Source organism: Vogesella perlucida (assembly GCF_979366545.1).
This window is the reverse complement of record NZ_CEETRO010000010.1, coordinates 20,356-34,558: the sequence shown is the minus strand read 5'-3', so window position 1 is coordinate 34,558 and position 14,203 is coordinate 20,356. Positions and strand designations below refer to the sequence as shown.

13 protein-coding genes are annotated in these 14,203 nt (G+C 59.2%); 8 read left to right on the top strand and 5 right to left on the bottom strand.

What is annotated here, in order from left to right; all coding sequences use genetic code 11:
• Positions 1-4: 4 nt before the first annotated feature.
• Positions 5-1,132 (top strand): M14 family metallopeptidase, encoded by a 1,128-nt coding sequence (locus ACZ9XP_RS14430; protein WP_465188661.1) that lies wholly within the window; start codon positions 5-7, stop codon positions 1,130-1,132.
• Between the two features lie 56 nt (positions 1,133-1,188).
• Here the strand turns inward: ACZ9XP_RS14430 and ACZ9XP_RS14425 are convergent, their stop codons facing one another.
• From ACZ9XP_RS14425 to ygfZ, 3 genes are all read right to left on the bottom strand, one after another.
• Positions 1,189-2,862 carry a hypothetical protein gene (locus ACZ9XP_RS14425; protein ID WP_147684228.1) on the bottom strand — a complete coding sequence of 558 codons (1,674 nt, stop codon included), beginning with the start codon at positions 2,860-2,862 and terminating at the stop codon, positions 1,189-1,191.
• 138 nt (positions 2,863-3,000) lie between these two features.
• Complete coding sequence (locus tag ACZ9XP_RS14420; RefSeq protein ID WP_147684230.1) at positions 3,001-3,333, bottom strand: H-NS histone family protein; 333 nt, start codon at positions 3,331-3,333, stop codon at positions 3,001-3,003.
• Positions 3,334-3,430: 97 nt separating this feature from the next.
• Positions 3,431-4,504 (bottom strand): CAF17-like 4Fe-4S cluster assembly/insertion protein YgfZ, encoded by a 1,074-nt coding sequence (gene ygfZ, locus ACZ9XP_RS14415; RefSeq protein ID WP_147684232.1) that lies wholly within the window; start codon positions 4,502-4,504, stop codon positions 3,431-3,433.
• A gap of 54 nt (positions 4,505-4,558) precedes the next feature.
• Here ygfZ and ACZ9XP_RS14410 point away from each other — a divergent pair, with 54 nt between their 5' ends.
• The gene (locus tag ACZ9XP_RS14410) at positions 4,559-5,371 is read left to right on the top strand and encodes an EamA family transporter (RefSeq protein WP_147684234.1); all 813 of its coding nucleotides are present in this window, start codon (positions 4,559-4,561) and stop codon (positions 5,369-5,371) included.
• 98 nt (positions 5,372-5,469) lie between these two features.
• Here the strand turns inward: ACZ9XP_RS14410 and ACZ9XP_RS14405 are convergent, their stop codons facing one another.
• Together ACZ9XP_RS14405 and ACZ9XP_RS14400 are read right to left on the bottom strand one after the other, a co-directional pair.
• A complete protein-coding gene (locus ACZ9XP_RS14405; RefSeq protein ID WP_147684236.1) occupies positions 5,470-5,916 on the bottom strand; it encodes a hypothetical protein in 447 nt (148 codons plus the stop codon).
• Between the two features lie 26 nt (positions 5,917-5,942).
• A complete protein-coding gene (locus ACZ9XP_RS14400) occupies positions 5,943-6,824 on the bottom strand; it encodes a LysR family transcriptional regulator (protein ID WP_147684239.1) in 882 nt (293 codons plus the stop codon).
• A 326-nt stretch (positions 6,825-7,150) separates the two neighbouring features.
• Between ACZ9XP_RS14400 and ACZ9XP_RS14395 the strand changes: the two genes are divergently transcribed.
• The 6 genes from ACZ9XP_RS14395 to rsxC form a co-directional block, all read left to right on the top strand.
• Positions 7,151-7,459 (top strand): DUF485 domain-containing protein, encoded by a 309-nt coding sequence (locus ACZ9XP_RS14395; protein ID WP_147684241.1) that lies wholly within the window; start codon positions 7,151-7,153, stop codon positions 7,457-7,459.
• Between the two features lie 8 nt (positions 7,460-7,467).
• Positions 7,468-9,141, top strand: coding sequence for a cation acetate symporter (locus ACZ9XP_RS14390; protein ID WP_438698296.1), 1,674 nt, complete (start codon positions 7,468-7,470; stop codon positions 9,139-9,141).
• Between the two features lie 68 nt (positions 9,142-9,209).
• A complete protein-coding gene (acs, locus tag ACZ9XP_RS14385) occupies positions 9,210-11,177 on the top strand; it encodes an acetate--CoA ligase (protein WP_147684245.1) in 1,968 nt (655 codons plus the stop codon).
• Between the two features lie 245 nt (positions 11,178-11,422).
• Entirely contained in the window at positions 11,423-12,004 is a 582-nt protein-coding gene (gene rsxA / locus ACZ9XP_RS14380; RefSeq protein WP_147684247.1) for an electron transport complex subunit RsxA, read from the top strand.
• A complete protein-coding gene (gene rsxB, locus ACZ9XP_RS14375; RefSeq protein ID WP_147684249.1) occupies positions 12,001-12,564 on the top strand; it encodes an electron transport complex subunit RsxB in 564 nt (187 codons plus the stop codon). The genes rsxA and rsxB overlap by 4 nt, the downstream gene beginning before the upstream one ends.
• On the top strand, positions 12,561-14,203 hold a 1,643-nt coding region (gene rsxC, locus ACZ9XP_RS14370; protein WP_465188660.1), incomplete at its 3' end, for an electron transport complex subunit RsxC. The genes rsxB and rsxC, both read left to right, overlap by 4 nt.

Here is a 14,203-nt window from a genome sequence, read left to right as displayed (position 1 = left end):
CAGCATGAAAATCAGTAGCAATTTCGACGCAGGCAGCATCGAAGTAGTAGCCATCAACGGATTTGAAGACATTCAATTGCGCATCCGTAAAGACAATGCCTCGGACTTTGCGCAATGGTTTTACTTCCGGCTGCAAGGCGCGGCATACGAAACCTGCCGCATCCGCTTTCTGGATATCCAAAACACCGCCTACCCCAAAGGCTGGGAAGGCTACCAGGCCGTCGCCTCATACGACCGGGTAAACTGGTTCCGCGTCCCCACCTACCTGGATGGCGACGAGCTGGTGATCGAGCACGCACCACTGGCCGGCAGCATCTACTACGCCTATTTCGAGCCCTACTCGCACGAGCAGCACCTGAACCTGATCGGCATGGCGCAAAGCTCCGGCCTGTGCCAGGTCAGCGACCTGGGCTCGACTGTACAACAGCGCGACATCAACCTGCTGACCATTGGCCACGAGGTAGAATCCGACCTGAAAATCTGGGTGACCGCCCGGCAGCACCCCGGTGAAACCATGGCAGAATGGTTTGTCGAGGGCTTCCTCACCCGCCTGCTGGATTCGCAAGACCCCACCTCGCGTGCGCTGCTGGACCGCGCTACCTTCTACGTGGTGCCCAACATGAACCCGGATGGCTCGGTGCTGGGCAACCTGCGTACCAACGCCGCCGGGGCCAACCTGAACCGCGAATGGCTGAACCCCAGCCTGGAAACCAGCCCGGAAGTCTTCCATGTGCGCAACAAGATGCTGGAAACCGGCGTAGACCTGTTCCTGGACATCCACGGCGATGAGGCGATTCCTTATGTATTCGTAGCCGGCACCGAAGGCGTACCCAGCTATAGCCCGCGTATTGCCGAGCTGGAAGAACAGTTCAAGCAACAGCTGAAAGTGGCCTCGCCAGACTTCCAGGACGAACACGGCTATACCCGCGACGAACCGGGTGCGGCCAACCTGTCCATGGCCACGGCCTGGGTAGGCAACCAGTTCCAGTGCCTGGCGTATACGCTGGAAATGCCGTTCAAGGACAATGACAATCTGCCGGATGACGATACCGGCTGGAACGGCCAGCGCAGCCTGCGCCTGGGCGAGGCAATGCTCAGCGCCATTTATGGTGTACTGAAGACCTTACGTTAAGCACTGCACGCACGTAAAAAAAGCCGCTCCAAGCGGCTTTTTTTACGTGCAATCGCTTACGCGAGCGTCTTGATCAGCTCAATCTCGGCCTGGCACCAGTCGGTGCCCTTCTCTACTACCCGCCCCAGACTGATCAGAAACACCTTGCCCCGCGCGACCATCTGGTACTGCTTGCCCATACCGTAAGTGCCTATGGATATCAGTACGGTATTGAGCTTTCTCCCCTCCCGCAGCAAGGGTACAAACAAAGCAATCTCGCCTTGGTTCCACACCATTTCGCCTGGCGTGGCCGGGTCGACCGAGCGCCCCTCTTCATGACGTAACGCAGCTGCTACTGGCCGGTTGGTGAGAATATGCACGCCAAGGTATAGCTTGTCCTGCCCGGGGCGCTGCAAGCGACGCACCACCCCTAGCGACCAGTCGTTATCACCACGCTGGCGGAAACCCAACAAGGTACCCAGCGCAACCCACTCATTACCCTGGGCTGGCAAGCTCAGACCCAGGCCGGTTTCACTGCGATTGTCTACATCCCAGAACGGAAACTGCTCTTTTTGCTGTAGCAGTGGTACCGCCTGCCGTTCGCGCCGGCGGCTGGTGACAAAACCGTAAATACGTACTTCGTCGGCCGTGTCGAAATTGTCTTCACTGCCCCCTGTGCGGCGGGTATCTTCACGGGCTTTTTCTTCCTGTTCACGCACCAGCTTGTGCAACTGCGCAAAGCGCTGCGCCACCTCTATCTGCTGACTGTCCACGCGCACGCGCTGCGCGCGTTCGTACAGATGAGGCCTTACCGACCACTCACGACACAGATAGCGCAGCAAACCGGCATCCACGCCTGCCGTCATGATGGCTTTCAGCTCGGAGGGTACCGAGCCGGACTCGAATACCGATACCCAGCTGGTCAGCTGATCGATCAGATCTGCCGTGCTCCACACCCTGACATTCCCCTTAGGCATGGCATCCCGCAGCCTGGCAGGCGGCTGGCCGGTAGACAGGTTGACCATGAAGCTGGCATTGCCTTCGTAGTCCTGCCCCAGAGCCATATGGCCGGATGTCAGCAAAGAAAGCTGGTAGGCGAAACGGATCTGGCGAATAGCCAGATTACCGCTGGTCAGCGTGGAGACCATCAACAGCGACAGATAAAGGTCGTGAATGGTGGTGGAGCGCTCTTCCCCGAATAGCTGCACCGGCACCGCATCGATATGATGTTGCTCGGCATAGGCAAACAGCTGGTTGGCGTTACGCCAGAACATCTCGTCAGGCAGAAAATGCCGATAGTATTGCCACAGGGCAAACTCGGTCAGGTAGTGCATCATGCGCGCAATCACCACCGGCAGCATGATGCGTACCGTAGCGGCAGCGCTATCGTCCGGATCGAAGCCCATAAAGCGCTGGTAAGCCGCGAGAATCTGCCGGCCGTAACCCAGTATCTGCGCACGCAGCTGGGCTTCCAGCGCTTTGGGCATGCGCGTATTCAGCAAATACTGCTCGCACAGCTGCTGGTGCTGCACGGAAATCAGCCTGTCCAGCTCCAGCACCGCCTCGAGTGCGTCAGGGCTGTAGTTTTCGCTTTGGGCGTTAAACTGCATCAGTAGCTCGCTGACCTTTGCGTGAGCGACCGGGCCAGTTTCACGTGCCAGCGGGGCATACCACTCGGTAATCAGTTTGACCGAGTCGAGCGGATGCGAGGCTTTTTTGCTGCCAAAAGAGAAGAAATCAAGCTTGACCATGGGTTGAGCACACCAGCTTATACAAACAGTGCCAGACTGCTGCACGGGATTCAATACAAGGAGTATACGCGATGAACCCGCTGCAAAAAACAAAACGCCATGTAGATACATGGCGTTTTGTCTGGCGATGCAACAACCTTACTTGATTTGCAGGGCTTCCAGGTCACGGCCGGAATCAATCCATGCCACCACCCACAGCGGTTTACGGCCACGGCCAGTCCAGGACAGGCTAGCATCGTCCGGGTGACGGTATTTGGCTTCTACCGGTTTACGGGTACCCGCTGCAGGTGCAGAACCCAGTTTGGCCGATTTGCTAGCGATATCTTCGATATCCAGACCATGGGTGCGAATCAGTTCCAGCACTTGCTTGGCAGCCTTGGCTTTTTCTTCGCTTTCACGACGACGGATTTCAGCATCCACATCGGCGCGCAGTTGCAGCAATTCTGCGAAATCAACAGTAGACAGTTCCATTTGCGACTCCCCTTGAATGAACAATATTAATCTGTACGTAAGTTAGTCATACTGATAACTTTAGTCAAGACTATATTGCATAATCAGACCATTACAATCAATCGGCATCAGGAAGAATATAAGGCAATGCCTGCTTTTCAATTACTACCTGTGGATTATCTTGCAACATGGGCCGGCCTTCCCACGCACTGTGCTGCACAACCAGCAAACACGCTACGCTACCGTCTACCATTTCTGCCGCCAGCACGACCCGGCCAATAACCTGGTCGCCGGTTGATTCGGCAATAATGGCAGCCCCTTCTTTTACACTGGCGCCCCGCACAGTGGCACGATAGAGGCGACGCTTCACCTTACCCAGGTATTGTGTGCGCGCGACAATTTCCTGGCCGGGGTAGCAGCCTTTCTTAAAGTTGATACCGCCCAGTAATTCCAGGTTCAGCATCTGCGGCACAAACTCTTCAAATGTGGCCAGAGAAACCCAGCCCAACCCGGCGCGAATAAACAGATAATCGGCGGCAGTGCTGCCTACCGCTTGCAGGCCTTGCTGCCAGCTATTCGCAAGCGGCTGACACGCCAGGCGCAGCGCTAGGCCAAAGCCGATGGACAACACCAGGCCGCTCTCTCCGGCAGACAGCAGCTGAGGCTGCTGTGCCTGTGCATCCTGCACCAGCCAGAGTGCATAATGCTCGCTTACCGCATCGATTTTTACTTTGGCACGCAAAATAAACATGCCAAGACGACGGCGGAATGCATCGGCAATATCCTTGCGCAGCATCAGATAATACTGGCCATCCACACCAGCCAGGATAAAACTGGCCTGCATGCGGCCTTTGGCAGTGGAATAGCTGCCCAATGTCACGCCACCAGCAGAAACCGCCGCTACGTCGCACGAAAACTGCCCCTGCAGGAAAGCGGTCGCATCATCGCCGTGGATATGCAGCAAAGAAAACTTAGTCAGCAATGAATACGCCTGGCCAGCTTCTACTGCGGCCAACTGCTGCGCATAGTCCGGCAATTTCAGCTCGTCATTTTCGGTGATTTCACCCTGATTCTCTACCAACCATTGCGCTATTAGCTGCTGCATTGCACACCTCAATAAATATTGATCTAAGCTGGCACAGCATTCAGAATGCCCGAACACTGCTGCCCCAAACGAATAAAAAACAGTCACGCCACCATGCCACGCACACACAACACAGCAATACACCCGCTTGCCTATGCCCTGATGGCTATTTTACTGTGGTCATCCCTGGCTAGCCTGGGCACCTTCACCCAGAGGCTACCGCCATTTCTGGTGACTGCCATTGCATTGGCCATTGGCGCACTGCTCAGTATCCGGCATATTGCCCAATGGCGCGTACCACTAAAAACTTTTGCCACAGGTGTAGCCGGCATTTTTGGTTACCACTGCCTGCTATTTACCGCATTTCGCACCGCGCCTGCACTGGAAGCGAATCTGCTGAATTACCTGTGGCCCTTATTGATTGTGCTACTTAGCCCCGTTTTCAAGCTGGGCACGCTACGTTGGCCACATATTGTGGCTTCGCTATGCGGTTTTGCCGGTGCCGCCTTGATTGTGACCAAAGGCCAGCTACAGCTGCCAGCGGTCTTGCCCGCCGGTTTTCTGTTTGCCATCGCCGCCGCTTTTACCTGGGCTTGCTACAGCCTGCAAACCCGCAAGTTGCCGGCCTTCCCCAATGCCGCTGTAGGCGGGTTCTGTCTGGCGTCGGCGCTACTGGCCGGGCTGTGCCACCTTGCCTTCGAGCCGGCCAGTGTGCCTGACAAGCAGGAATGGCTAGCCCTGCTGGCCATGGGTATCGGGCCACTGGGGCTGTCGTTCTTTTTCTGGAATATCGCCATGAAATCGGCCGACCCGCGCCAGGTAGGTGCCGTGTCCTACCTTACCCCCTTGCTCTCCACCATGATGCTGGCTGCCACAGGCCTGGGCACCATGAACAGCACCAGCTGGGTAGCCGCCGGGCTGATACTGGGTGGCGCCATCATGGGCAGCCTGGCCGGGCGTGCAAGACAGGCCTGAAAGCAGACACACCCAGCGTGCAGCACATACCATGCGCAGGCTGGGTGGCGGGTATTCTAACGAGGCTTTTACAACAGAAACACCAGCAAAGTGCAGGGTTATTTCATGGTGCGGCGATAGACGCGCTGGGCGCCACGCACCGCATTCAGGGGGGCGGTACTCAGCTGGGTAGAGGCAAAGTGGTGTATCTGGCGCGAGGCACGGCTCGCGATCATACAGCCGGACAAACCTGCGTCCAGCGGCATGAAACAAGGGGCCAGCGCACGCGGGGTTTTATCCAGGTAGTGCAGCCATTGTTTTTGCTGCGAACCGACCCAACGCTCGCCCAGCACCAGCAGTTCGTGATTGATGTCTGCGGAAACCTGCATCATGGCCGCGCCAGATTGCAAGGTATCTTCCAGCCGCTGGCTGATCTGCTGGGGGTTGAATGGCACGTCACCCGGGGCGCGCGGGTAAAAATGACGCAGGTAATCTGCCTGAGCCGCCATCCAGCGCTGCTGTGCCCGCTGGCATACATCCAGATACTGCTGCAATACCTTGACCATATCGACTCCCGCCTGGTTTTACCCTGTCAATGCAGCTGCCACACGGCAGACAGCTCGCCTACCAGCACAGACAATACCGGGTCTGCGGCCTTGTCTGCTGAAAACACAAACTGCAATTCGGCACTCTTCACAATGTCCGGCACCACTTCCAGCAGGCCTTGAGCAGCCGCCTGCTGGGCATCCTGCTCGCGGATCAGTGACAACCCTACCCCGGCCTTGACCAACTCGATGGCGGTAAAGAGGTTATCGCATTCGGACACTTTTTTCGGGGAAATATTCAGCTCGCGCCACAGCTCGCTGACAATTTTGGACAAACTGGAAAACTGCGAAATACCGACCCAGGGCAAACGACCCAGCTCTTTGGGGTTGGCCGCATTAATGCGCGAAAGCCAGCCGGGTGGGGCCACGATCCTCAAAGGCAGGTGGTCCAGCAAGACGGTGTGTACGTTGGCGTAAGGGTTTTTGCCCAGGTAAAAACCACCATCCAGCTCTTTCTTGCGCACCGCGTTCAGCACATCGCCCGTTACCCCCTGATGCAGACAGACCTCCAGCAAGGGGTAACGCTCGGCCATGCGCGCCACCAGCTCGCCTACACGCAAAATGTCTGGCGTCAGGGTAATGCCGAGCTGGGCGCGGCCGCTGAGCTGGCCTTTCAGACCGCGGGCGTGATTCAGCAGCTGGCGGGCAGCCGCCAAAATGTCCTGCGCTTGCGGTAGCAGCTCCTGTCCGGCCAGCGTCAACACCACGCCACCGGCAGTGCGCTCGAACAAAGGCATGCCCACTTCTTCTTCAATCGCCTTGATCTGCGCCGTGACTGCCGGCTGGGACAAATGCAAGACCTCTGCGGCCTGTGTCAGGTGGCCTTGCTGCGCTACCGTCACAAAGGTCCTCAGCTGATAGATTTCCATCCCTGTACTGCCCTCTAGATAAGCTTGCGCGCCAAGCACGCACGGCGCCTGCCCGTTTCGATAAGTTGGCAATCATTCTGTACAAGCCCCCGCAGCAGGACAAGGGCTGTGTCACAAAAAGATGCATCAGAATCGCTTATGTCATGCATCAATAAAGCAAATGCTCGACTGCAAGACACTGTAAATAATGGTGTTTTTTGCCAAACAACGCCAAACCTTATCCGTCACATCAAAAAAAACGATTAGCAGCAGCCTGCACCAAAGTCGTAATTTCCCTTCAGCGATTACTGTTTTTCCGCAGTTCGCGACAAACAAAGGAGGAAACAATGAACGAGGACATCCTGAAACGGGTGCAAGCCAATCCGAAGTTCGCAGAACTGGTCCAGAAGAGATCCAGCCTCGGATGGCTGCTCAGCATCGTCATGCTGGCAATTTACTATGGCTTCATCCTGGTACTTGCCTTCTCGCCGGCCACATTGGGCGCGTCGCTGTCTGGCGGCGTCACTACCGTTGGCATCCCGGTGGGTATTTTCATCATCGTATCGGCGTTTGTCTTGACCGGCATTTATGTTCGCAAAGCCAACACCGAGTTTGATCAGCTCAATCAGCAGATTGTCGAGGAGGCGAAAAAATGAAAAGCTGGATGAAATCCGCCGCACTCGGCTCGCTGTGCCTGCTACCGGCTTTTGCCATGGCAGCTGGCGCGCTGGAAGGTGACGTACAAAAGCAGGCCACCAACTGGACGGCCATCATCATGTTCCTGCTGTTTGTTTCCGGAACACTCTACATCACCTACTGGGCAGCTCGCCGCACCCAATCCGCCTCCGACTTCTACACCGGCGGTGGTGGTATTACCGGCTTCCAGAACGGCCTGGCCATTGCGGGTGACTACATGTCCGCTGCGTCTTTTCTGGGTATTTCGGCCATGGTGTTCGAGAAAGGCTACGACGGCCTGATCTACTCCATGGGCTTCCTGGTGGGCTGGCCGATCATTCTGTTCCTGGTCGCCGAGCGCCTGCGTAACCTGGGCAAGTTCACCTTTGCCGACGTTGCCTCCTATCGCCTGCAGCAAACCCCGGTACGTACCTTTGCCGCAACCGGTACGCTGGTAGTGGTGGCGCTGTACCTGATTGCACAGATGGTCGGTGCAGGCAAGCTGATCCAGCTGCTGTTCGGTCTGAACTACAGCACCGCCGTGATCCTGGTGGGTGTACTGATGGTGCTGTACGTGATGTTCGGCGGCATGCTGGCCACCACCTGGGTACAGATCATCAAGGCCGTTATCCTGCTGTCCGGTGCCAGCTTCATGGCCTTTATGGTAATGGCGTCCGTAGGCTTCAGCCCGGAAGTGCTGTTCCAGAAAGCAACCGAAGTACACGCCAAAGGCCTGGCCATCATGTCCCCAGGCAAAGCTGACCCGATTGACTCCATCTCGCTGGGTCTGGCCCTGATGTTCGGTACTGCTGGCCTGCCGCACATCCTGATGCGTTTCTTTACTGTGAGCGACGCTAAAGAAGCCCGCAAATCGGTGTTCTACGCCACAGGCTTCATCGGCTACTTCTACATCCTGACCTTCATCATCGGTTTCGGCGCCATCGTACTGGTACTGAACCAGCCTGCTTTCATGGAAACCATCGTGAAAGACGGTAAAGAAGTGACCCAGCTGCTGGGTGGCAACAATATGGCGGCGATTCACCTGTCGCACGCTGTGGGGGGTGACCTGTTCTACGGTTTCATCTCTGCCGTGGCTTTTGCCACCATCCTGGCGGTGGTAGCAGGCCTGACCCTGTCTGGCGCATCGGCCGTATCGCACGACCTGTACGCCTCGGTGATCAAGAAAGGCAAAGCCAACGAAGCTGACGAAATGCGCGTGTCCAAGCTGACCACGCTGGCGCTGGGTGTCATCGCCATCGTGCTGGGCCTGGTATTCGAGAAACAGAACATCGCCTTCATGGTGGGCCTGGCCTTCTCGATCGCTGCATCGGCCAACTTCCCGGTACTGTTCCTGTCCATGTTCTGGAAAGGTCTGACTACCCGCGGTGCCGTGATCGGTGGTGCCATCGGCCTGATTTCGGCCGTGGTGATGATCGTACTGGGGCCGGCAGTATGGGTAGACGTGATGGGGCATGCCAAAGGTTCGGCACCGTTCCCGTACAAAAACCCAGCCCTGTTCTCCATGAGCCTGGCCTTCTTCTTTACCTGGTTGTTCTCCGTACTGGACACCTCCAAGTCGGCTGAAGAAGAAAAAGCCAAGTTTGACGCACAGTTTGTCCGCTCCATGACCGGTATCGGCGCATCGGGCGCGTCCAAACACTAAGCCCTACCCGTAGCAAAGGCCGCACCGTTCACGGTGCGGCCAACCAAAGAGATAATTAAGGAGCCACTATGTCTACCCTCGAATCGATCCTGAAGGAAACCCGCAGCTTCCCGCCTAGCGAAGACTTCCGCCGCAAGGCCACTGTCTCGGGGATGGATGCCTACAACGCCCTGTGCGAACAAGCTGACGACCACTATCTGTCCTTCTGGGGTGACCTGGCCCGCGAACTGATTACCTGGAAAAAACCGTTTTCCCGCGTGCTGGATGACAGCAACGCCCCGTTCTTCAAATGGTTTGACGACGGCGTGCTGAACGTGTCCTACAACTGCCTGGACCGTCACCTGGCGGTGAACGCCAACAAGATTGCACTGATTTTTGAAGCTGACGACGGTGAAGTCACCCGCGTCACCTACTCCGAATTGCACCGCCGCGTGTGCCAGTTTGCCAACGGCCTGAAGAGCCAGGGGATTGGCAAAGGCGACCGCGTCGTGATTTACATGCCGATGGTGATTGAAGCCATCGTGGCCATGCAGGCCTGCGCCCGTATCGGCGCCATCCACTCCGTGGTATTTGGCGGCTTCTCCGCCGGCGCCGTACGCGACCGCATCCAGGATGCCGGCGCCAAAGCCGTGATCACCGCCAACGAAGGCCTGCGCGGTGGCAAAACCGTTCCACTGAAAGCTACCGTAGACGAAGCCCTGGCCATGGAAGGCTGCGAATCCATCAGCACCGTGGTGGTCTACCAGCGCACCAATGGCGGTGCCAACTGGGTCGAAGGCCGCGACGTATGGTGGCACAAGCTGATCGAAGGTCAGGCCGAGTACTGCGAACCGGAATGGATGAACGCCGAAGACCCGCTGTTCATTCTGTACACCTCCGGCTCCACCGGTAAGCCCAAAGGCATCCAGCACAGCAGCGCCGGCTACCTGCTGGGCGCACTGAACAGCTTCCGCTGGGCGTTCGACTACAAACCGAACGACGTGTACTGGTGCACCGCCGACGTGGGCTGGATTACCGGCCACTCCTATATCTGCTACGGCCCGCTGGCCAATGGCGCCACCCAGGTCGTGTTTGAAGGCGTACCGACCTACCCGGATGCCAGCCGCTTCTGGAGCATGATCGAGAAACACAAGGTGTCCATTTTCTACACCGCCCCTACCGCGATCCGCTCGCTGATCAAGCTGGGTGCCGACCTGCCCAAGCAGTTCGACCTGTCCAGCCTGCGCATCCTGGGCACCGTGGGTGAGCCGATCAACCCGGAAGCATGGATGTGGTACTACGAAGTGGTAGGCGGCGGCCGCTGCCCTATCGTGGACACCTGGTGGCAGACCGAAACCGGCTCCGCCATGATCGCCCCGCTGCCGGGCGCAGTCCCCACCAAGCCGGGTTCTTGCACCCTGCCACTGCCGGGCATCATCGCCGACATCGTCGATGAATCCGGCGCGCAGGTAGAGCCGGGCCGTGGCGGATTCCTGGTGATCAAAAAGCCGTTCCCGTCGCTGGTACGCACCATCTGGAACGACCCGGAGCGCTTCAAGAAAACCTACTTCCCGGACGAGTTCAACGGCCAGTACTACCTGGCGGGCGATTCGGCCAACCGCGACGAAAACGGCTACTTCTGGATCATGGGTCGTATCGATGACGTGCTGAACGTGTCCGGCCACCGCCTGGGTACCATGGAAATCGAGTCGGCACTGGTGGCCAACCCGCTGGTAGCCGAAGCCGCCGTGGTAGGCAAACCGCACGATATCAAGGGCGAAGCAGTAGTGGCCTTCGTGGTACTGAAAGGTGCCCGCCCGCAAGGCGAAGAAGCCAAGAAAGTGGCCGCCGAGCTGAAGAGCTGGGTAGCGCACGAGATTGGCAAGATTGCCCAGCCGGACGATATCCGCTTTGGCGAAAACCTGCCCAAGACCCGTTCCGGCAAGATCATGCGCCGCCTGCTGCGCTCCATCGCCAAGGGCGAGGAGATCAGCCAGGATACCTCCACGCTGGAAAACCCGCAGATTCTGGCCCAGCTGCAAGAAGCCGCGACCTGATCTGCTGCCCTACCCGGCCTGTGCCCCGGCACAGGCCACGCCGGGCAGCCGCCCGGCTAGCCGTTCCCTGTAGATGTTCTGCTTTACCCTCCTTGGCCGCGCGTGTGCTGCAATCACCGCGCGGCATTTTTACGCCCGTCTCCCGGCGCCATGCCCGGCCCGCGGCCAACCCTGCGGGAATGAAGGTTGAAGCGCGGCGGCCTTATCAAGGATAATTCGGCGATTAACGCCAACCCGCCCCCTCAATGGATCTCGGACACTACCTGCTCATCCTCGTCAGCACCGTACTGGTCAACAATGTGGTGCTGGTACGCATGCTGGGCCTGTGCCCTTTCATGGGCGTCTCCAGAAAACTGGAAGCCGCTATCGGCATGGGAGCTGCCACCACCTTTGTCCTCACGCTCGGGGCAGGCAGCAGCCATCTGGTGAACCAGCTGCTGATCGCGGCCGACCTGACCTTCCTGCGCACGCTGTCGTTTATCGTGATCATTGCCGCCATCGTGCAGTTCACCGAAATGGTTATCCATAAAACCAGCCCGGTGCTGTACCAGGTGCTGGGCATCTACCTGCCGCTGATTACCACCAACTGCGCGGTGCTGGGCATTCCGCTATTGAACGCGCAACAAAACCATACTCTGGCCGAGTCGCTGGTATTCGGTTTTGGCAGCGCAGTAGGCTTTTCGTTGATCCTGATCCTGTTTGGTGCCCTGCGCGAGCGGCTGGAAGGCGCGGATATCCCCGCGCCATTCCAGGGCACCGCCATTGCGCTGGTCACCGCCGCGCTGATGAGTCTTGCCTTCATGGGCTTTGGAGGCCTGACACGATGAACACCCTGTTGCTTGCATTACTGGTCATGGTTGCACTGGCCCTGTTGCTGGGCGCCGTCCTGGGCTATGCCTCGGTGCGTTTCAAGGTAGACGCCGACCCGCTGGTAGACAAAATCGACGACATCCTGCCGCAAACCCAGTGCGGCCAATGCGGCCACCCCGGCTGTCGCCCCTACGCCCAGGCCATTGCCAATGGCGAAGAAGACATCAACAAATGCCCGCCCGGCGGCGAAGACGGTATCCACAAGCTGGCCGAGCTACTGGGCGTAGACTTCAAGCCGTTCGACGCCGGTGCCGCGCAGCCCAAACCCAAGGCCGTGGCTCTGATAGACGAAGCCACCTGTATCGGCTGTACGCTGTGCATCCAGGCCTGCCCGGTAGACGCCATCCTGGGCTCGGCCAAGCAGATGCACACCATCATCGCCAGCGAATGCACCGGCTGCGAGCTCTGCCTGCCGCCCTGCCCGGTAGACTGCATCCGCATGATTCCGCAGGGCACCGACCTCACCAACTGGAAATGGCGCTACCCCACCATTCCCATCAAGGCGGTCAAACCATGAGCCAGTTGTACGATTTTCACGGTGGCATCCACCCGGCGCAGCACAAAGATGCCGCCACCGGCCTCCCCATCCAGCCGCTGCCCTTGCCACCGCAGCTATACATTGCCCTAGCGCAAAGCGTAGGCAACCCGGCGCGGCCAACCGTAAACGTCGGCCAGACTGTACTGAAAGGCCAGAAGCTGGCCGAGCCGGATGGCCGCCTGTCCGCCGCCGTACACGCGCCCACCTCCGGCACCGTCACCGCCATCGGCCCGCACCCGTTTGCCCACCCGTCCGGCCTGCCGGTAGCCACCATCACCCTAGCGCCAGATGGCCTGGACAGCTGGCAGCCGCGTAGCCCGCTCGCCTGGCAAGACGCCAGCCCGGCGCAGCTACGCAGCCACCTGCAAGACATGGGCGTGGTTGGCCTGGGCGGGGCGGTGTTCCCCACCCACCTCAAGCTGGGTGCCAGCCCGCTAGCCACCCTGGTGGTGAACGGCGCCGAGTGCGAACCCTTTATCAGCTGCGACGACATGCTGATGCGCGAACGCGCCGCCGGCATCGTGGACGGCATCCGCATTGCCGCGCACGCGCTACAGGCAGGCCAGGTACTGATCGGCATCGAAGACAACAAGCCGCAAGCCATCGCCGCCATGCAGGCCGCCTGCACCGGCACGCCCTACCGTGTGGTAAGCATCCCCACCAAATACCCCAGCGGCGGCGCAAAACAGCTGATCCGCATCCTCACCGGCATCGAGGTGCCGCACGGCACCCGCGCCACCGACCTGGGCGTGCAGTGCCTGAACGTGGGCACCCTGTACGCCATGGCCCGCGCCGTGCTGCACGGTGAGCCACTGCTGAGCCGCGTCGTTACCGTGACCGGCGCCGTGGCCCATGCGGCCAACTACGAGGTGGCCATCGGCACCCCGCTGGCCTGGCTACTGCAACAAGCCGGCATGGCCGACGCGCAGGCCGACGTGATCATGGGCGGCCCGATGATGGGCATCACCCTGCCCGACCTGCACGCCGGCCTGCCCAAAGCCGGCAACTGCCTGATCGCCAAAAGCACTGCACTGTTCCCGCCGCGCCCGCCCGAGCAGGCCTGCATCCGCTGCGGCGACTGCGCCAGCGTGTGCCCCGCGCAGCTGCAACCCATGGACCTGTTCTGGTTTGCCAAATCGCGCAACTTCGGTAAAGCACAAGAGCGCCACCTGTTTGACTGCATAGAATGCGGCGCCTGCAGCTATGTCTGCCCCAGCCAGATACCGCTGGTGGACTACTACCGTTTTGCCAAAAGCGAAATCTGGGCCGCCGAGCGCGACAAGAAAAACGCCAACCTGGCACGCCAGCGCCATGAATTCCGCCAGTTCCGCATTGAGCGCGACAAATCGGAAAAAGCCGCCCGGCTGGCCGCCCGCGCCGCCGAGCAGGCCGCCAAGCTAGCCTCGCAAGCGGCCACCCCGGCAGCAACCAGCACCGCCCCCGCCGCCAGCGGCATGGACGACGCCAAGAAAGCCGCCATCGCCGCCGCGATGGCCCGTGCCGCCGCCCAGAAAGAAGCCAAGCCGCTGTCCGAGCAGCACACCAGCGGCCTGGACGACGCCAAGCAGGCCGCCATACAAGCCGCCATGGCGCGTGCTGCCGCCCGTAAAGCGGCAGC